This is a genomic window from Oxalobacteraceae bacterium OTU3CAMAD1 (assembly GCA_024123915.1).
GTDB lineage: Bacteria > Pseudomonadota > Gammaproteobacteria > Burkholderiales > Burkholderiaceae_D > Rugamonas.
In genome coordinates this window covers 3884375-3904500 of sequence record CP099650.1, presented here as the reverse complement: position 1 = coordinate 3904500, position 20126 = coordinate 3884375, and the positions used below count along the sequence as shown (strand labels likewise).

Annotated in this window: 15 protein-coding genes; 5 read left to right on the top strand and 10 right to left on the bottom strand. The window is 65.0% G+C overall.

The annotated features are described in order from the left end of the window. Window positions 1-77: 77 nt before the first annotated feature. The 4 genes from NHH88_16955 to NHH88_16940 all read right to left on the bottom strand — a co-directional run bounded on the left by NHH88_16955 (window position 78) and on the right by NHH88_16940 (window position 4394). Complete coding sequence (locus tag NHH88_16955) at window positions 78-950, bottom strand: SMP-30/gluconolactonase/LRE family protein (GenBank protein ID USX11409.1); 873 nt, start codon at window positions 948-950, stop codon at window positions 78-80. After that, entirely contained in the window at window positions 947-1714 is a 768-nt protein-coding gene (locus tag NHH88_16950; GenBank protein USX17357.1) for an SDR family oxidoreductase, read from the bottom strand. Before NHH88_16950 ends, NHH88_16955 begins: the two co-directional genes overlap by 4 nt. An 83-nt stretch (window positions 1715-1797) precedes the next feature. After that, window positions 1798-2997: a fumarylacetoacetate hydrolase family protein gene (locus NHH88_16945; protein USX11408.1), complete on the bottom strand. Its 1200-nt coding sequence runs from the start codon at window positions 2995-2997 to the stop codon at window positions 1798-1800. After that, entirely contained in the window at window positions 2994-4394 is a 1401-nt protein-coding gene (locus tag NHH88_16940) for a glucarate dehydratase (GenBank protein USX11407.1), read from the bottom strand. The genes NHH88_16945 and NHH88_16940 overlap by 4 nt, the downstream gene beginning before the upstream one ends. A gap of 51 nt (window positions 4395-4445) precedes the next feature. Between NHH88_16940 and NHH88_16935 the strand changes: the two genes are divergently transcribed. The 5 genes from NHH88_16935 to NHH88_16915 all read left to right on the top strand — a co-directional run bounded on the left by NHH88_16935 (window position 4446) and on the right by NHH88_16915 (window position 13519). Then, window positions 4446-5765, top strand: a complete 1320-nt coding sequence (locus NHH88_16935; GenBank protein USX11406.1) for an SGNH/GDSL hydrolase family protein — start codon at window positions 4446-4448, stop codon at window positions 5763-5765. Between the two features lie 114 nt (window positions 5766-5879). Beyond that, the gene (locus tag NHH88_16930) at window positions 5880-8750 is read left to right on the top strand and encodes a glycosyl hydrolase 115 family protein (GenBank protein ID USX11405.1); all 2871 of its coding nucleotides are present in this window, start codon (window positions 5880-5882) and stop codon (window positions 8748-8750) included. 25 nt (window positions 8751-8775) lie between these two features. Next, window positions 8776-10968, top strand: coding sequence for an alpha-glucuronidase (locus tag NHH88_16925; protein ID USX11404.1), 2193 nt, complete (start codon window positions 8776-8778; stop codon window positions 10966-10968). A gap of 75 nt (window positions 10969-11043) precedes the next feature. Further along, complete coding sequence (locus tag NHH88_16920; GenBank protein USX11403.1) at window positions 11044-12138, top strand: LacI family DNA-binding transcriptional regulator; 1095 nt, start codon at window positions 11044-11046, stop codon at window positions 12136-12138. A 643-nt stretch (window positions 12139-12781) separates the two neighbouring features. Continuing rightward, window positions 12782-13519, top strand: coding sequence for a hypothetical protein (locus NHH88_16915; protein USX11402.1), 738 nt, complete (start codon window positions 12782-12784; stop codon window positions 13517-13519). 2 nt (window positions 13520-13521) lie between these two features. Here the strand turns inward: NHH88_16915 and NHH88_16910 are convergent, their stop codons facing one another. From NHH88_16910 to cobM, 6 genes are all read right to left on the bottom strand, one after another. Then, on the bottom strand, window positions 13522-15147 hold the full coding sequence (locus NHH88_16910) for a DUF4394 domain-containing protein (GenBank protein USX11401.1): 1626 nt from the start codon (window positions 15145-15147) through the stop codon (window positions 13522-13524). Window positions 15148-15313: 166 nt separating this feature from the next. Further along, on the bottom strand, window positions 15314-15880 hold the full coding sequence (locus NHH88_16905) for a HupE/UreJ family protein (protein USX11400.1): 567 nt from the start codon (window positions 15878-15880) through the stop codon (window positions 15314-15316). Window positions 15881-15928: 48 nt separating this feature from the next. After that, complete coding sequence (locus NHH88_16900; GenBank protein USX11399.1) at window positions 15929-17038, bottom strand: GTP-binding protein; 1110 nt, start codon at window positions 17036-17038, stop codon at window positions 15929-15931. After that, entirely contained in the window at window positions 17035-18579 is a 1545-nt protein-coding gene (gene cobJ, locus NHH88_16895) for a precorrin-3B C(17)-methyltransferase (GenBank protein ID USX11398.1), read from the bottom strand. The genes NHH88_16900 and cobJ overlap by 4 nt, the downstream gene beginning before the upstream one ends. After that, window positions 18579-19355: a cobalamin biosynthesis protein gene (locus NHH88_16890; protein ID USX11397.1), complete on the bottom strand. Its 777-nt coding sequence runs from the start codon at window positions 19353-19355 to the stop codon at window positions 18579-18581. Before NHH88_16890 ends, cobJ begins: the two co-directional genes overlap by 1 nt. Further along, window positions 19352-20125: a precorrin-4 C(11)-methyltransferase gene (cobM, locus tag NHH88_16885; protein ID USX11396.1), complete on the bottom strand. Its 774-nt coding sequence runs from the start codon at window positions 20123-20125 to the stop codon at window positions 19352-19354. Before cobM ends, NHH88_16890 begins: the two co-directional genes overlap by 4 nt. Window position 20126 lies beyond the last annotated feature (1 nt).

Below are 20126 nucleotides of genomic sequence, written 5' to 3'. Positions count from 1 at the left end.
TTACCTGTGCTACTTTTACTGATACTTTTCGTTTACTATAATATGAAAACGATTTCAGGGGTATGAAAACCCCGTTTTCAGAACTGATGCTGGATCTGGCCTGGCGTAGGCACGCGGAAGCGGAACAAACCGCCGGCCAGCGGCTGGGTAGCCAAGGCCTCCTCCGACAAACCCTTGCGCGCGGTGGTGACGAACACCGTCCGCAGGTCATGACCGCCGAACGCGATCTTGGTGATGTTCGAACAAGGCATAGGCACCGTGTCGATCAACTCACCCTGTGCCGAATAGCGCTCGATGCGCGCACCGGCGAACAAGGCGATCCACACGGCGCCGTCGGAATCGACGGTCGTGCCGTCCGGGTAGCCTTCGCCCGCGATCCGCACGAACACTCGCTTGTTGGTCAAATGGCCGGCATCGTCGATATCGAAGGCGTAGATGGTCTTCTCGAGCGTGTCGGTGTGATAGAAGGTGCGGCCATCCGGGCTGCAGGCCGGCCCGTTGGTGATGACATAGCCCTTGTCCTTGCGGCGCGGCTGTCCCTTGCGCTGCACGCGGTACAACGAACCGCTGGCTTGTACCTCGCCGTTGTCCATGGAGCCGAACCACAAGGCGCCGTGACGGTCGATATAACCGTCGTTTAAACGGTTGCCAGGCAAATCCGTCTCCACTTCATGCAGCAGGTCCAGGGCGCCGCTGTCGAACGAAAACCGCATCAGCTGCCCCGGCAGGCCGCAAACGAAATCGCCGCCGCGCATCGGCAGTGCGAAGCCTACTTCATCGGGCAGGCTCCAGCTCTGACGCAAGCCGCCGTCCTCGCCGCAGCGGTGCACCTTGTGCTGTTTGATATCGACAAAATACAGGGCATTGTTCTCCGCGTGCCATACCGGGCCTTCGCCCAGGGTCGCAGCCAGGGGCCAAATGCATTCGGGTTCAATTTGGAATGTGCTCATGCGCCGTACCACCCTGCATCGACGAAGTAATCCCGGCCGGAACAGCGGCCGGCGTTGTCCGACGCCAGGAACAGCGTCATCGCGGCGATATCCTCCGGCTCCACCCGCTCGCGCAGACATTGCGCATCGAGGATTTCCTGTTCGCCCTCCGGCGTATGCCACAGCGCCATCTGGCGCGGCGTCCGCACCGATCCGGGGATGATGCAGTTGACGCGGATGCCGAACGGACCGAGTTCGCGCGCAAGTCCGCGCGTCATGCCCTCGATCGCGGCTTTGGCCGTCACGTACAGCGTCAGCTTCGGCAAGGCCAGATGCCAAGAGATCGAACCGAAATTCAGGATCACGCCCGTGCCGGCGGCCTTCATGCCCGGCGCCACGGCCTGCGCGCAGAAGAACTGGTGCCGCAGATTGACGGCCATGCTCTCGTCCCAATACTTTTGGGTGACTTCCTGGACTTCATGCCGGTGATCGTTGGCGGCGTTGTTGACCATGATTTCCACGGCGCCGCACTCGCTTTCGATCGTGGCCATCACCCGCGCCAGCGCATCGAGGTCGGTCAGGTCGCAGTGAAAAAAGCGCGGCGGATGCTTGGCCGCGCCGAGGCTGGACGCCAGCTCACGCGACGCTTCCTCCACGATATCGATGAAGCACACCTGCGCGCCCTGCGCGGCAAATGCCTCCACCAGCGCCGCACCGATACCGGTGCCGCCGCCGGTGATCAACACCCGCTTGTCGGCCAGGTTCGGATACGTCGCATACACCATCTTCTTCTCTGCGGAAGTTGCTTGGACCATCTTGTTCATCTCCGTTTTATTTTAGTTTGAGTCAGGTCCCGCTATGAAGCTAGTTAAGTTATATCCCCCAACAGGCCGCGTTGCGCCAGATTGCGGTACAGCGCGCGCACGCCGAACGTCCATGGCGCGATGGCGTCGCTGCGCTGTACATGATTGACCAGCGTACCGAGCGAAGGACTGGCGATGCTCACCCGGTCTCCCAGCTTGTGGGTGAAACCCGCCCCCGGTGCGCCACGGTCTTTGATCGGCGAGAACATCGTGCCGAGGAAGAGCATGAAGCCGTCGGGGTACTGATGGTGCGCGCCGGCGGTTTGTGCCACCAGGTCCAGCGGATCGCGGCTGATTTCGCGCATGCGGCTCTCGCCGTCCAGGCGGAAGCTGTCTTCGGCGCCCTCGATCAGCAGACGCAGTTCGGCGTTGCGCACGGTGTCGATGGTAAAGGAACCGTCGAACAGGCGAATGAATGGCCCCATGCCGCAGGAGCCGTTGTTATCCTTGGCTTTACCCAGCAAAAGCGCGCTGCGTCCTTCGATGTCGCGCAGGTTGACGTCGTTGCCGAGCGTGGCGCCCACCGCCTGTGCGCGGCTGTTCACTGCCAGCACGATCTCCGGCTCGGGGTTGTTCCACTTCGAATCCGGATGCAGGCCGACATCGGCGCCAAAGCCGACCGCCGACATGGGTTGCGCCTTGGAGAACACCTCCGCATATGGCCCGATGCCCACTTCCATATACTGCGACCAGGCGCCGCGCTCGATGAACTGCTGCTTGAGCTTTTCCGCTTCCGGCGAGCCGGGTTTGATGGCCGACAGGTCGGCGCCGATATCCTTGAGCAGGGTGCTGCGCAGCGCGTCGGCGCGCGCCGCGTCGCCGCCGGCCTGTTCTTCGATCACACGTTCGAGCAGACTGACCGCGAAGGTGACGCCGCAAGCCTTGATAGCCTGCACGTCGCAAGGCGCCAGCAGGCGCGGGCTGCGCGTCGCAGCATCCGCGCCTAGCGCGGCCTCGATCAGCGCCTCCACCCGTCCCAGCGACTCGCCCTGTGCGGCGCGCGCGAAACCGGCGGCATCTTCCCTGTCCAGCAGATCGGCCACGGTGGCGCTGCTCGCCGTGATATCGAATACTTCGCCGTCGCGCACGACCACCACGCATGGGCCATTCACGTCATCGCGCCACACACGGCCGATAAGCAAGGCCTGCGGCAGATCGGCGGGCAAATGCACCGCTGTCGGCGCGTGCTTCAGTTGATTTTTCATGTTCTTCCCAGACTCGGTTTGTTAGGGTAATACGTCCATTCGGGCACCAGATAGCGCATCGCCATCGCGTCGTCGCGCGCGGTGGATGCCACTTTCTTATACAGTTCGTGGGCGGCCTCGATGCGATCCATGTCCGGCTCGATGCCCAGACCCGGCTCAAGCGGCACCTTGACCTCGCCGCCGACGATTTGCAGCGGCTCGCGGGTCAAGCGTTCCTGTCCTTCCTGCCAGATCCAGTGCGTGTCGATGGCGGTGATTTTACCCGGCGCGGCGGCCGCCGCATGGGTGAACATCGCCAGAGACACATCGAAATGGTTATTCGAGTGCGAGCCCCAGGTCAGGCCCCATTCGTGGCAAAGCTGCGCCAGTCGCACGGAACCCTGCATGGTCCAGAAGTGCGGGTCGGCCAGCGGGATGTCGACCGCGCCGAGCAAATGGGAGTGGGCCATCTGGCGCCAGTCGGTGGCTACCATGTTGGTAGCCGTCGGGATGCCGGTCGCGCGGCGGAATTCGGCCATGATTTCGCGGCCGGAATAGCCGTTCTCGGGGCCGCAGGGATCTTCGGCATAGGCCAGAAGGTGACCCTTGCCGCGACAGATATCTATCGCCTCGCGCAGCGACCAGGCGCCGTTAGGGTCCAGCGTCACGCGGGACTCGGGGAAGCGCGCCTTGATCGCCGCCACCGCCTCCATTTCCTCGGCGCCTTGCATCACTCCACCTTTGAGCTTGAAATCGCGGAAGCCGTATTTTTCCACCGTCGCTTCGGCCAGTTTGGCGATGGCGGCGGGCGTCATCGCTTCCTGGTGGCGCATGTGGTACCAGTCGCCCGCTGCTGCGCCCTGCCCGGCCAGATAAGCGAGGTCCGTGCGATTACGGTCGCCGATGTAGAACAGGTAGGCCAACATCGGCACGCTGTCGCGCTGCTGGCCTGCGCCCAGCAGCTCGCACACCGGCACGCCAAGGTGCTGGCCGAGCAGATCGAGCAGCGCCGCCTCGACTGCGGTGACCACGTTCTCCAGCCGCAAGTTGATCTCGTGCGGCTGCTTCAACACCTGCGCCTCCGCCTCCGACGTCACCTGGTACTGCTGGCCGCTGACATCCTTGTTGGCGATGGCGTCGCGGATGCCGTTCAGGGTGCGGTTATAGCGCCCGATCTGCGTGCCGACCACCAGCGGGACGGCGTTTTCCAGCGCGCGCAATATGCCCGCGCCGCCGGGAACCTCCCCCATGCCGGTATGCCCGGCGCTATCCTTCAACAGCACCAGATTGCGGGTGAAGTATGGCGCGTGCGCGCCGCACAAATTGAGCAGCATGCTGTCGTGGCCCGCCACCGGGATGACCCGCATTTCCGTGATCACCGGCGCTGCCGACTTGTCTAAATTTGTTGCCTGTACCATGCCTTTACCCTAAAATGATAAGCGCTAACATTTAACCAGTGTGAAGGATTTATGCGACCAAGTCAACACGCGTCACACGTCCGCTTCGGCGGATTGTTGGTCACCGCCCTGGCGGCGATCGTACCCGCTCTTGCGCTGACCGCCTGCGCCTCGCTGAACGGCCCTGCCACGGGCGGAGAAGTCCTGCCGTCGGACGGGCGCTGGGTCGCCTCCTGGGGCACGGCGCAGCAGATTCCCGACGCGGCCAACGAGCTGGCCGCCGCGAACTGGCGCGACGGCAGCCTGCGCCAGACGGTACGCCTGTCGCTCGGTGGCAGCCGCCTGCGCGTCCGCCTCAGTAACGTGCACGGCACCGCGCCACTGATGGTGGAAGGCGCCAGCGTCGCCCTGGCGCTGGCGCCGGGCAAAGCGCAAATCGACGGCGCCACCTCGCGCACGCTCACCTTCGACGGCAGCCCCTCTGTGATGATCCCTGCCGGCGCCGAATATTATAGCGACGCCGTGGCGCTGGACGTCAAAGCGGCCAGCGACCTCTCGGTATCGCTGTACTTCAAGGAGGCGCCGCCACGCCAGACCAGCCATTCCGGCTCGCGCGCCACCAGCTTTTTCGCCAAGGGTAACCGCATCATGGACGCCGATTGGGCCGAAGCCGGCACCATACCGCGCTGGTTCCTGGTAAGCGACGTCGATGTGCAGGCGCCGCGCGGCACCGGCGCCTTTGTCGCCATCGGCGACTCGATCACCGACGGCTACGGCGTCGCCACCGACAGCAATACCCGCTGGACCGACCTGCTGGCGGTGCGTCTGCGCCAGGATGGCCAGCAAGTGGGCATCGTCAACGCCGGCATCGGCGGTGGCCGCATGCTGCGCGACGGACTGGGACCGAATCTCGCGTCGCGCTTCGACCGGGACGTGCTGTCGCGCGCCGGCGTCACGCACGCGCTGGTTTTCATAGGCGTCAATGACCTGGGCGGCCAGCACCGCAACACCCCGGACCTGCCGGCCGACCGCAAAAAACTGCTGGCCGATCTGCGTCTCGCGCATCGCCAGTTGGCCGAACGCGCGAAGGTACGCGGAATCTGTATGATCGGCGCAACCATTACCCCATATGTGGGCAGCGACTACTACCACCCGGAGCCGGAAAACGAAGCGGACCGCCAGGAAATGAACAACTGGATACGCAACTCCGGCGTATTCGACGCGGTGGTCGACTTCGACGCGGCCATACGCGACCCCGCCGACCCGAAAAGAATCAGCAAACCGCTCGACTCCGGCGACCACCTGCACCCGTCGCTGGCGGGCTACCGCGCCCTGGCCGACGCGGTCCCACTCGATCTGCTACGCCGAAACTGCAAAAAACCAGGAAACTGACAGGAGAGACACCCAAGAACCACGTAGGGCGGATTAGCAAAGCGTAATCCGCCAAGCTCCGCCAGCGGCCAAAAAAAAGCCGACAAACACAAAAAATAGATAACCACTAAAAAAATGAGACAACTCTACCTCGCAGGCGCCGCCCTCCTGGCGCTGTTAACCTGCGCCCTCCCCGCCCAGGCGCTAGGCCAAAAACGCCTGACGACATTCGACACCCCTGCCCCCGACGCCGTCACGCTGGCCAATGCCGGCCGCGCCGCCACCATCTACGTCGACAAAGCCGACCACCCCGGCGTACTCCGCGCCGCGCGCGACCTCCAGGAAGACATTGCCCGCGTCAGCACCGCCCGTCCCGCCCTGGAGCAAACCGGAAAACCCACCGGCGCCGACGTCATCATCATCGGCACCATCGGCAAAAGCCCCCTGATAGACCAGCTGATAAAAGCCGGCAAACTAAACGTCACCGCCATCAAAGGCAAATGGGAAGGCTGGCAGGTCCAAACGCTGCGCAACCCGCTGCCCGGCGTCGAGCGTGCCCTGGTCATCGCCGGCAGCGACAAGCGCGGCGCCATCTACGGCATCTACGAGATCTCCGAGCAGATCGGCGTATCGCCGTGGCAGTGGTGGGCCGACGTGCCGGCGCAAAGCCACGCCAGCATCTACGCCTCCGCCCCCGCCGCCGTCAGCGACGCCCCGGTGGTGCAATACCGCGGCATCTTCCTCAACGACGAACAACCCGCGCTGACCGGTTGGGTAAAGCAGCGCTACGGCGGCTACAACCACGAGTTCTACACCAAGGTGTTCGAGCTGCTGCTACGCCTGCGCGCCAACTACCTGTGGCCGGCGATGTGGAACTCCGCGTTTTACGACGACGACAAATTAAACGGCAAGCTGGCCGACGAATACGGCATCGTCATGGGCACCTCCCACCACGAGCCGATGATGCGCGCGCAGCAGGAATGGAAGCGCCAGGGCAAAGGCCCGTGGGACTACACCAAGAACGCCCGCGTGCTCGATGACTTCTGGAACAAAGGCCTGCGCAACACGCGCGACTACGAGAAAATGATCACCATCGGCATGCGCGGCGACGGCGACGAGCCGATGTCGGAGGAATCCAACGTCTCGCTGCTGGAACGCATCGTCAGCCGCCAGCGCGAAGCCATCGCCAAGCAGATCAACCCGGACGTCACCAAGGTGCCGCAAACCTGGGCGCTGTACAAGGAAGTCCAGGAGTACTACGAAAAAGGCATGCGCGTCCCCGACGACGTCATGCTGCTCTGGTGCGACGACAACTGGGGCAATATCCGCCGCCTGCCGACGCAGGAGGAGCGCAAGCGCGCCGGCGGCGCCGGCGTCTACTACCATTTCGACTACGTCGGCGGCCCGCGCTCCTATAAATGGATCAACGTCACGCCGCTGCCGAAGATATGGGAACAGATGCATCTGGCGTGGCAGTACCAGGCCAACCGCATGTGGATCGTCAACGTGGGCGACCTCAAACCGATGGAAGTGCCGATCGAATTCTTCCTGACTTACGCATGGAATCCCGCCGCCTGGCCGGCGCAGCGCCTGCCGGACTACCTGAAACTGTGGGCCACCCGTGAATTCGGTCCCGAACATGCGGACGACATCGCCGACATCGTCGCCAAGTACGCGAAATACAACGGCCGCCGAAAGCCGGAGCAGCTCGAACCGACCACCTACAGCCTGGTCAACTATGGCGAAGCGGCGCGCATCGTCGACGAGTACCGCGACATCGCGGCGCGCGCGGAACGCATTTCGGCCGCGCTGCCGGCGGCCAAGCGCGATGCCTTCTTCCAGCTGGTGCTGTATCCGGTGCAGGCCAGCGCCGTGGTCAACGAGTTGTATGTCACCGCCGGCATGAACCGTCTTTACGGCCTGCAGGGGCGCACCTCCACCAACGATCTGGCGGCGCGCACGCGCCAGCTGTTCCAGCAGGATGCTGAGCTGGTGCGTCGCTATCATGAGGACATCAGCGGCGGCAAATGGAACCACATGATGTCGCAGACCCACCTGGGCTACACCTACTGGAACCAGCCGCCCCGCAACGTGATGCCGCCGGTGACGGAGGTACAGGTTCCGAAGGAAGGCGACATGGGCGTGGCCGTCGAAGGCAGCGCCAACGTATGGCCCGGCCCCGCCGGCGACACCCTGGCGCTGCCAGCCCTCGACGCGTTCGAGGGACGCTCGCGCTACATCGAGATCTTCAATCGCGGCCAGCAGCCCTTCGACTACAAGATAACCGCCAACACCCCGGGCATCGTGCTCGATAAGCCTGCGGGACGGGTGGAACGCGAGCAGCGCGTCGGCGTCGATGTGCGCTGGGCGGACGTTCCGTCAGGCGTGGACCGCGCGACCTTGACCGTTTCCGGTCCGAACGGCGCCAAGACGACGGTGGCCGTGCCGCTGCGCCGCCCAATCGGCATGGCGAAGGCCGCCAAAGGGGACTTTATCGAAACCGCCGGCGTGGTGTCGATGGAGGCGGAGCATTACACCCGGGCGGTGGCGCCGGAAAAGCGCGAGTGGCTGCGCATTCCCGACCATGGCCGCACGCTATCGGGCATGACCACGCTGCCGGTCGATGCGCCACCGGACGGCGTGCCGCAAATGCGGCTTGAGTACCAGATGCAGTTGACCACGAAGGGCAAGGTCGCCGTGCACGCCACACTGGCGCCGACCCAGAAGATCCAGCCGGGACCCGGCCTGCGCTACGCGATATCGTTTGACGACGAAGCACCGCAGATCGTCAACCTGCACGCGGACAGCTCCGAAAAAGCATGGGAGCGTACCGTCTCGGATGGCGCGACCGTCATGACGTCCCAACACACGATCGAAAGCGCGGGTAAGCACACCTTGAAATTCTGGGTGATCGATCCCGCCCTGGTGCTGCAAAAACTGGTGGTCGACACCGGCGGGCAGCGCGACAGCTATCTCGGCCCGCCAGAAAGCCCGCGCGCGCGCTGATTAAAAAAATACAAACGGAGACAAGATGGCAAACATATTTATCAAGCTGATGGCGACTGTATTGTTGTCGTTGGCCGCTGCGGCGCCGGCATGCGCCGCCGACGAAGACGGCTACGACCTGTGGCTGCGCTACCAACCCCTGGAACGCGCGGCGCAGGCCAAACTGCAGCCGCAGGCCCGCACGCTGGTCTTGGTGGGCAAGCCCTCGCCCACCTCGCAGGCCGCGCTGAGCGAACTGCAAAAGGGACTGCAAGGCATGCTGGGAAGCGCCCCGGCGACATCGACGGCAATACGCGATGGGTCGCTGGTGCTGGCGACGCCGGCGACGCTGCCGGAACTGGCCGCATCCTCCTCCCCGCTGCGCGCCGAGCTGGCGACCTTGGGCCAGGAAGGCTACCTGCTGCGTAAAACCCGCGTACAGGGCCACAACGTGACGCTGATCGCCGCCAATAGCGACATCGGCCTGTTGTACGGTTCCTTCGCCTGGCTGCGCGCGGCCGCCACCGGCGCGGCGCCGGAGGCCAGTTCGGCGCCCAAGCTGCAACTGCGCTTACTCAACCACTGGGATAACCTGGACCGCACGGTGGAACGCGGCTACTCCGGCTTCTCTATCTGGGACTGGTGGGCGCTGCCGGACATCGCCGACCGCCGCTACACCGATTACGCGCGCGCCAACGCCTCCCTGGGCATCAACGGCACGGTCCTCAACAACGTCAACTCCAAACCGGAAGTGCTGACCGCAGCCTTCATTGCCAAGGCCGCGGCCGTCGCCGACATTTTGCGCCCCTACGGCATCAAGGTGTACTTGTCCGCGCGCTTCTCGACGCCGCTGGAACTCAAAGAGACCGACACCGCCGATCCGCTCTCGCCGGCGGTGCAGGCATGGTGGCGCAAGAAGGCCGACGAGATCTACCGAGTGATCCCGGACTTCGGCGGTTTCCTGGTCAAGGCCAATTCCGAGGGCCAGCCAGGCCCGCAGGACTACCACCGCACCCACGTAGACGGCGCCAACATGCTGGCCGCCGCCGTGGCGCCGCACAAGGGCATCGTCATGTGGCGCGCCTTCGTCTACGCGCACGGCGCCGACAAAGCCACCGACCGCGCCAAGCAGGCCTACGACGAGTTCACGCCGCTCGACGGCAAATTCGCCTCCAACGTCATGGTGCAGGTGAAGAACGGCGCCATCGACTTCCAGCCGCGCGAACCGTTCCATCCGATGTTCGGCGGCATGCCGAAGACGCCGCTGATGATGGAATTCCAGATCACCAAGGAGTATCTGGGCTTTTCCACCGACCTGGCCTATCTGGGCACCATGTTCGAAGAGACGCTGCGCGCCGACACCAAACGCGCGCCGCAAGGCCTGACGGTGGCGCAGGTGGTCGAGGGCAAGGCCCTGCCGCCGGCGTCGGCCGAGCGCCCGACCCTGACCGGCATGGCCGGCGTGGCCAACATCGGCACGGACCGCAACTGGACCGGCCACCACTTCGACCAGGCCAACTGGTACGCGTACGGCCGCCTGGCGTGGAACCCGCAGGCGTCGGCGCGCGACATCGCCGTCGAATGGGCCGCCCAAACCTTCAGTCCCGACGCACGCGTCACCGCGCCGGTGGTCGACATCATGATGAAATCGCGCGAAACCGTGGTCGATTACATGACGCCAATGGGCCTGCATCATATGATGGGTACCTCCCACCACCACGGCCCGGCGCCATGGATCGACAATCTGGAGCGCGAGGACTGGAATCCGGTCTACTACCACCGCGCCGCCCGCGACGGCATCGGCTTCGACCGCACCGCCAAAGGCACCAACGCGCTCGCCCAGTACGCGCCGGAGATCGCGCGCCAGTATGCCGATCCGCGCACCACGCCGCCGGAATTCCTGCTGTGGTTCCACCACCTGCCGTGGGATTACTCAATGCCGTCGGGCCGCACGCTGTGGGCCGAACTGATACACCACTACGACACCGGCGTGCGCGGCGCGCGCGAGCTGCAATCGCGCTGGATGGCGCTGCGGCCGCTGATCGACGCCCGTCGCCACGCGGAAGTGGCGCAGCGCCTGCAGCGCCAGGTCGCCAACGCCGAGTTGTGGCGCAATGCCTGCATCGCCTACTTCCAGTCGGTGAACGGCTTGCCGCTGCCACCGGGCGTACAGCAGCCGCCAAAACCGCTGGACTACTACAAGGCCATCCACTTCCCCTACGCGCCGGGCCGGGGATAACAGGAAAATCATTTGCTAAAATCGCATCTACAGCCCAGCTCGTGTAGCATTGGTGGACCTGACCCTGGAGTGAAGATGACAAGTAGAGAGCAAGGCCCCCTGGACCCGCCGGCGCAAGCACCGACAATGACCGATGTCGCCAAGCTGGCCGGCGTGTCCCCGATGACCGTGTCGCGCGTGATGAACGGCGACGCCAAAGTGAGCGAGAAAACCCGCAACCGCGTGGCCGACGCCGTCGCCGCCCTGAGCTACGTACCCAATCAGGCGGCGCGCCGCCTGGCCGGTTCGCGCTCGATCCGCATCGGTTTTTTGTACAGTAACCCAAGCGCCGGCTACCTGAGCGAATTTCTGGTCGGGCTGCTCAACCAGGCCGGCCCGAACAACGTCCAGCTGGTGGTGGAAAAATGCGAGGCCGATGAACACGGCGTCGAACAGGCCCGCCGCCTGATCGCCAATGGCGTCGACGGCATCATCCTGCCGCCGCCGCTATGCGACTCGAAACAGCTGATCGACTTGATCACCGATGCCGGCACGCCGACCGTGACGGTCGCCTGTGGCCAGCCGGACCCGCGTGTCAGCGGCGTGAGCATCGACGACTACGCGGCCGCCCATGCGATGGCCTGCCATCTGATCGCGCTGGGACACCAGCGCATCGGCTTCGTCGCCGGCCATCCGAACCAGAGCGCGAGCGCGCGCCGGCTGGCTGGTTTCAAGGCAGCCATCGCCGAGCATCACGCGCAGGGCGCGCCGGAGCTGATCGTGCCGGGGATGTTCACCTATCGTTCGGGGTTGGACGCGGCGGAGATCCTGCTGGCGCAGGAGCCGCGACCGACCGCCATCTTCGCCAGCAACGACGACATGGCCGCCGCCGTGGTGGCGATCGCCCACAGATTAGGACTGGACGTGCCGGGCGACCTGACCGTGGCCGGCTTCGACGATACCGCATTGGCGACGACGATCTGGCCCGAACTCACCACCGTGCGCCAGCCCATCACCGGCATGGCCGAGGCGGCGCTTCGGTCGCTGGTGCAGCAGGTCCGCGCCCGCCACAGCGGCGCGCCGCAGGCGCCGGAACACGCGTTGATGGACTACGCGCTGATACGGCGCCAGTCGGACGCCGCACCACGCATGCGCCCCCCGGCCAGGATCGTCAAGCGCGGCGCCAGATAAAACATCGTCGATCCCCGTGATTGGCGGACGCAGTATGGGCGCGGGTCAAAAACAGTTTCCTTCAGTCTAGAACGCGACCCGGCGATACACGCTTTCGCATCTGTGAACTGCGCCCCGGGTCCATGACACCATTTAAGACTAGTCCTACAAACACGCCGCGAGAACGCCTATACCGCCCGAGCTCAGGTGTAGCTAAGATACGTATCAACACTACACCAAGGAGGTCACCATGAAACAACTGAATGTACCCGCCAAGTTCGCCTTTGCGTTGATCCTGACTGCCGCAGCTGTTACCGGTTGCAAAAAGCAAGAAGCCGATCCAGTTACACCAGAAGCCACGACCGCCCCAACCCCGGCGCCTAGCGCGACGCCTTCGACGCCGACACCGGCTCCGGACGCGACCACGCCACCGGCCGCTGGCAGCACTAACCCTACGGACGCCACGACTCCACCGGCAACGACCACGCCAGAGTCGACGCCTCCGGCTCGCTGATTGGTCCCGGCGCCGCCTAGCGCGGCGTAGTATGATGCAGCACCGGCCCGAGGGCGGCATTGCCGCCCTCGGGCTGTTGTGCGTGAACTGCATGCACCGCGTGTACGCCGGTTCGCGCGAAATCATGCCGACACACCCGATAATATAGCGATGGCGCAGACTCCCCGCGATACCACTTTCCCGCCACATCCGGTGACTGCGTTCGAATGCACGCAACTGCTGTCCGGCCGCGCCAAACCAGTCCGTTACGCGACCGCCTCGATCGACGATCAAAACCGCACCATCGCCATTGAAGTGACGATGAACTACGGTATGCCGACGCTCGCGGCGCGGGTTCTCGGCCAGTCCAGACGCGTGCCGGAAGACCGCTTCAGCCACTACACGCAACTGGCGGACCTCGGATTGCGCAGATACTGGAGCCGCACCATCACCTTGCATGGCGTCGACTACGCCGTGACCGTCTCGGCGCGGCACTCGACGGACGGCCTGCCGCTGATCCTCGCCCACACCGGCAGTCCCCTGCTTGGGCCGTTAAGCTGCCGGTCCAGCAATCCCTACCCTCTATTGCGCGGCAACCTCTACTACGAGCCCCGGCACGAAAGCGACGCCGACGCCATGTTCGCGATGACGGCCGCGCACGAGATCGGCCACGCCTTTCTCACCAGCGCCTTCGGCATACACTGGTCGTGGGGACATGGCGGAACATCCTCGATCTTCGGACGGATAGCGGCCGTCGCGCCCCCGTACCCAAAGTCCGGAGAGATCGCGTTGATGAACTACTACCGTAACAACCCGGCCGCGACGATCTATCGCGATGACATACTGCGAAGGACCATCGCGAGCGAGAACGACGTCAAGACCTTGCTATACATCGCCGGGCGGGAATAGCATCACTTCAGGGAGATGGCCAGGTCGATCAAGCCCACCTGGCCGTTGCCGATCGCCGAATTCGCGACCGTCCCCGTGCCATTGACGGGCACCGCCGCGCCGGTGGCCAGCTCAACCCGGTACAGCAGGCTCGCGCCGTTGGTCGAGCTGCGCAACGCCGCCAGCGCCAGCCCATTGGCGCCGCCGGCGATGTCCATCGCCACATCGCCCACCGCGTTGACCCCGAGCGATCCGACGTTGACCAGGATGCCATCGTTCGGTGGATTTTGCGTCACCAGGTTGCCGCCGCTGGTGTTGATATCGTAAAGCACCGTCGCCGTGGCGCCCGCGTAGCTGTTGGTGTAGGCGGCCGCCGTCACGCCGTTACTATTGACCGGACCATCGGTCGTGGTGGCGCCGTTGTCGACGTTGATGCGCAGGTTCTGGCCAGAATCGCTAATCACGCGCAAACGGTCGGCGACCGGGTTGAAGTCCACCGCGAAACCGGTGCCGATCAGGTTCGAGAACGGCGACGAGCTGTCGGCCGTGTCGGCGATCAATGTCGCCTTGGCGGTGATGGCCCCCGTGACGGGATCGATGGTCACGATGCGGCCGGTCGAGGACAGGCCATACAGCAAACCGTCCTTGGGACGAATATCGAAGCCCAGCAGCCGCTCGCTGCCGGACAGGCCGCTGATCGCCACACTGGTGTCCAGGGTATTCGGCGTGGCGGTCTTGAACGAGACGATACGACCGTCCGAAGTCAGGCCGTAAACCACCGGCGCGGCCGGAGTGCGGACGGCGACCCCGCGCAAATCCTCGCTGGCGCCAACAGCGGCGACCAGCGTGGCCGGATTGGCCGTCGCGCCCAAGTTGATGGTATACAGATTGCGCGCTCCGCCGACGGTCATGACGGCGTAGCCGGTGTTGATGCGCGCATCGATGTCGAAACCGGCCACGCTGGTGGCGGCGACGCCCAGCGCCACCGGGCTGGCCAGGGTGCCGTTGTTGGGCGGATTCTGCGTGTACAGCATGCCGTTGACGGCATCGATGACGAACAGCGTGGTGCCGGCGGTACCGGCAAAGCTGTTGGTGTAGGCGGCGGCGTTGACGGCGGTAGTAGCCGCGCCGCCGTTGATCGATCCGTCGGTGGTCGTGGCGCCCGTGTCGACGTTCACACGCAGGCTCTGGCCCGTGTTGCCGACGATGCGTAAACGGTCGGCTGCGGGATTGAAATCGACGCCGAATTCGGTGCCCGCGAGCGCCGTGAACGGAGCGCTGGCATCCGCGCTATCGGCCGCCAGCGTGGACTTGAGCGTGGCGGCGCCGGTGGCGCCGTTCAACGTATAAATGCGGCCGGTGCTGCCAACGCCATACAGTTGGCCGTCGGCGGGACGATAGTCGATACCGAGCAGATTTTCGCCCGCCTGCAAGCCGCTGATGGTAGCCGTGGTGCGGATGGTGGCCGGGGTTCCACGGTCGAAGGACAGCAGCTTATTGCTGGCGGTCAAGACAAATACATCGCCCGTCTCGCTGGCTTGCGGCGGTTTGTCATCGTCGTCCTTGTCGATATCCTCGGTGAACCCGCAAGCGGACAGCGAGGCGGCGATGGCGGAAACCAGTAACAGTTTGCTGAATGGCAGTGGCATGGTTAGTCTCTTCTTTTAAAAGTGAGTGGGCGTGCCGCCCGGCCGTGATGACGAGGAGCGCACCCACACACTACCCATGGCCACTGCTTTTGGATGCAGCGCACGTAAAAAATAGTTTATAGCTAAGATTTTACGCTACTTGGTCACAACTCAAACACCTAAACACTCAAGCGGCCATGCCGAGCCACACGCCGGCCAGCGCGATAAAACCGCCGCCGGTGCGCAGCCAGCCGCTGTGGCGACGGACTGCGCGCCCAAGTCCCAGCCCCACGATGTGCAGCGCGGCGCTGGCGGCGACGAAGCCCACGCCGTACAGCCAGGCGTCGCCCATGGCAGGCATCTCGGTGCCGTGCGCGTAACCGTGGAAGACGGCGAAGCCGCCGACGATCAGCGCCGCCGGCAGGGTCTTCAACTTGACGGCGAAGCCGATCAACAAACCAAGTAGCAGCACAGAAGTGACGATGCCCGCTTCCACCATCGGCAGCGCCGCGCCGCTTACGCCCAGCGCCGCGCCGGCGGCCAGGAAAGCCACGAAGCTGGCCGGCAGCAGCCACTGAGCGCGGCCGCCCAATTGCGCACCCCACAGACCGACGGCCAGCATCGCCAGGATATGGTCGATGCCCGTCAGCGGATGCATCAGGCCAGCCATCGCGCCGTCCGAGTGGCCCGGATGGGCCAGCGCGGCGCCGCCATGGGTCAGCACCAGCAAGGTCAAGATCAGTTTGGATTTCATGGGTACTCCTTTAGGTGGATAATAAATTTGATGTTAAGCGTCCGGGGCTCAGCGCCACGCAGTGCCGGTGCGCTCCGTCAGCAGCGCGGCGACCTTGCCGCGGTTGATGTGATAGCCGATGAAGACCAGCTGCGAGCGCCGCGCCGCAACCCTGGCGGCATCCGCCCGCAAGGTCAGGCGGGCGCGCACGCCCTGCACCAGCACCGCATTGTCCGTGTCGCGCAACCGGATATAACCTTTGCTGCGCAGGATAGGCTCGGCGCGCGCCGCTTCGAGCAGCGCGGATTTGAGCTGTTCCTCGTCCTGCGGCGCGTCGCTGCGCAGCACGAAAGACAACCAGCCCGGGTCCTGTTCGTGAAAATGCTTGTGGGTGGCCAGTCCGTGGCTGTGCGCCCCCAGACCGGAATGCGCGTGGCCGTTCAGGCGGCTCTGGCCGGCCAGCGGTGCCGCCTGCGCGCCCGGTATCGTCGCCAGCGGTGTGAAGACGTGGGTATGCTCGGTGCGGGTGGGCTGATGCAGCCGCAGACCCAGCGCCAGCCGGATATCGAGCTGCGCGCGGTACGCCAGCTCCAGAAAACGTACCTTGGGTGCCCTACGGCGCACGCGCGTCTCGGCCTGCAGCAGCGCCGCCTCGTCCAGCTCATCGATCTTGTTCAGCACGACCACGTCGGCGTATTCCAGCTGCTGGTCGAACATCGTGGCGGCGGCGTTCTCGCCATCTTGCTGTCCGTATTCGAAGCGGTCGGACAGCAGCAACGGCGTGTCCACCACCGCCAGCGTGGCGTCGAGGATGAAATCGTCGGCCAGCTCCGCGCTTTGCAGCAATTCCATCACCGCCGTCGGCAGCGCCAGGCCGGATGTCTCGATCAACACATGGTCGATCTGCGCGCGCCGCCCGGCAAGCGCCCGCATGGCCGGCACGAACAGCACATCGTCGCCGTACGCGATCAAGCCATGGGGGAAGTCCTGGATGCATACCTGGGGGTCGTCGCCGACGCCATCGCGCACCAGGGCGCCGTCCACCGATATCTCGCCGAATTCGTTGATCAGCAAGGCCAGACGGCGCGTCTGCCGGCGCTCCACCAAGCCGCGCAGCAAGGTCGTCTTGCCGGCGCCGAGAAAGCCGGTGACGATGGTCACGGGGATCAGCTGCTTCATAAGGCCGCGCATTCCCTGATCGCGTCGGCGACGTCGGCCACCATCGCCGGGTACTCGATACGCGGACGCGCCACCACCAGCAATGGAATGCCCAGCGCTTTGGCCGCCAGCACCTTGGCCTGGTAGCCACCCGCGCCGCCGGAATCCTTGGTCACCACGCAATCGATGCCCCAGTCGCGCCACAGCGCCGTATTGAACTCGGCGGAGAACGGCCCCTGCATGGCGCAAATGCGTTCGCGCGGAATACCGAGGGCCAGCGCGCGTTCGATGAGTTCCGGCTCGGCGGTCTGGCGCACGAACCACTGCTTGCCGGCGGCGCCAGGCGTGCGCATGAACGTCGCCAGGTCCTTCGATCCCGTCGCCAGGAAAATACGCAGTCCCAGGGCGGCGGCACGTTCGGCCGCCTGTTCCATGGAGGCGCAAAATTCCCCGTCTTGCGACTGATACTCGCTCGGGCGTTCATAGCGCAGATAAGGGATGCCCAACTCCTTCGACAATCCAATCAGCTGTTCCGACATGCCGCTGGCGTAGGGATGGGTGGCATCGAGCAGCAGACGGGCGTTTTTCCCCGTCAGCACGCGGCGCCGCGCTTCCACGCCCTGGCGCCCGGACCAGACGCTGACGCCGGGACAATCCTGGCGTGCCATGTCGCCGCCATGGTCGCTGGCCGCCGATACCACCACTTTTCTATCCTGTTCCGCCGCCAGCTGCGCGGCCAGGTCATTGCCGTCGCTGGTGCCGGAGAACACCCATAGCGCGTTGTCCGGCAGTTCCACCTCCTGCGACGTGTCCTTCGCCTCCGGCTGCGCCCAGTCGTTATAACCGCGCGGCGTGAAGATGCTGCCACGTTTGCGCATCGTGAAGCGGTTGCCGACGACGATGGTGGTCAGCATGTCGAACTTCAGCGACGGCAGCTCGTCGAGCCGGTAAATCGCCACTTCCTGGCCGGGACGGTAGGCATTCTTGACCACCCCGCACAGCGTGTCCGGCGCTTTCGATTCCAGCATCAGCTGGAGCACGCGGTAGACGCCCTCCTGCCGGCTGGCGCTTTGCACGTTGTACATCACGCAGGCCAGATCCGCCTGGGCGATATGGCGGGCGCGGTGCTCGATCCACTCCCAGGGGCAAAGCAGGTCGGAGAGGCTGAGCGTGGCGAAATCGTGGGACAGCGGAGAGCCCAGCAAGGACGCGCAGGCATTGGCGGATGTGATGCCCGGCACCACGTTCACCTCATAGGTGTCGTCTTCGCGCATCTCCTCGAACGCCAGCGCGGCCATCGCGTAGATGCCGATGTCGCCGCTGGAGATCAGCGCGACCTTGGCGCCGGCACGCGCGTGCTCGATCGCCAGCATGGCGCGTTCGCGCTCCTGCGTCAGCGGTGGCGTATGGATCTCCTTGCCCTCGATATGGGGCGCGATCCAGCGCAGATACAATTCATACGCCACGATCACGTCACTGTCGCGCAAGGCCGTAATGGCGCGTGGCACGATCAAGTCGTCGAAGCCCGGTCCCACAGACACCAAATTCAAAACACCACTCATCAGATTTCCATCCATTTATCCAGTACCACTGCGACGGCGACGCCGTCCAGGCTTGTTTTCGGCACCAGCAGCGCGCCGCGCGCACTGGCCACCAGGGCGCACGGCTCGCACACGCCGTCCAGCCCCACGTTCTGCCGCACCCAGTCGGACGGCTTGCCGACCCAGGGCCGGGCAGCCAGATCCGCCCGCGAAAACACGCGGAGCGGCAGATCGTACCGGGCGCAAAATTCCAGCAGGCCTGGTTCCGCCGCCTTCAGGTCGACGGTCGCCATTTCGCGCACGTCGCCGATGCCGTAGCCGCCGCCCGCCTTCAGCGCCTGCAGCACGGCGGCCTCGATGCGGTCCGGCGCGACGCCCTTGCGGCAGCCTATACCCACCGTCAGCGGCTTGAGCGCGTCGGTGGCCGTCGTCACGACCGGTACCGCGCCAACCACCCTCCCGACCCGATAGGCCAGCGCATTGGCGCCGCCTTCATGGCCGGCCAGGAGCGCGATGGCGAAGCGCCCCGCCTCGTCCAGCACGACAACTGCGGGGTCGGTGTGCTTGTCGGCCGGCAGACCGTCCAGAAAACGCACGGCGATGCCGCTGGCGGCCACCATGATCCATTGGGCATGGAGCCGGTAGCCGGCGGCGAATTGCACCTTCTGGCTGCTGTCGGGCGACAGCCATGGGCGGTAGATCTCGCCGCCCAGACGCGCCTGCAGGGTGGTCGCCAGCGCCTCGCCCTCCGCGCGCACCAGCCATATGCCCAGGGTCGCGGTCAGGGTCAGAGTCACGCCGCATCCTTCTTCTTCACCACGCGGAACAGATGGGTAAAGTCCTTCGAATACAAGCTCGATTCGGCGGCGATATTCTTGTCCAGCGCGGCGCCGATCAGCATCATCGTGGTCAGGTTCCACGCACCGCGCTTGGTATCTTGCAGCACCGTCCCTAGCGTGCCCTGGTAGATCTTCTGCTGCGGCCAGCTGGCGCGGTAGACCAGGCTGACCGGCGTGTCCTGCGGATAGTGCAGCGACAGATCGGCCACGATCTTCTTCAGGTGCGGGCCGGAGAGGAAGATGCACATGGTGGCGCGATGCTCCGCCAGCCGCGCGATCGATTCCAGTTCCGGCACCGCCGAGGCGCGGCCGGAGACGCGCGTCAGTATCACGCTCTGCGACACTTCAGGCTTGGTCAATTCCGACTGGATCGCGGCGGCGGCCGCCGTGAACGACGATACGCCGGGCACGATCTCGTACTCGATACCGAGTGCCTCCAGGCGGCGCATCTGCTCCGCCGTGGCGCCGTAGATGGCCGGATCGCCCGAATGCAAGCGCACCACGTCGGTGCCGGCCGCCTGCGCCCGGACGTAGCAGGCCTGCTGCTGCTCCAGATCCAGTTCGGCGGTGTCGATCAACTCCGTACCGGGTACGCAGTGGTTCAGCATTTCGGTCGGCACCAGCGAACCGGCGTACAGCACCATGTTGACGCTGCCCAGCAAGCGCGCGCCGCGCAAGGTGATCAGATCGGCGGCGCCGGGGCCGGCCCCTACAAAGTAAACTTTCATC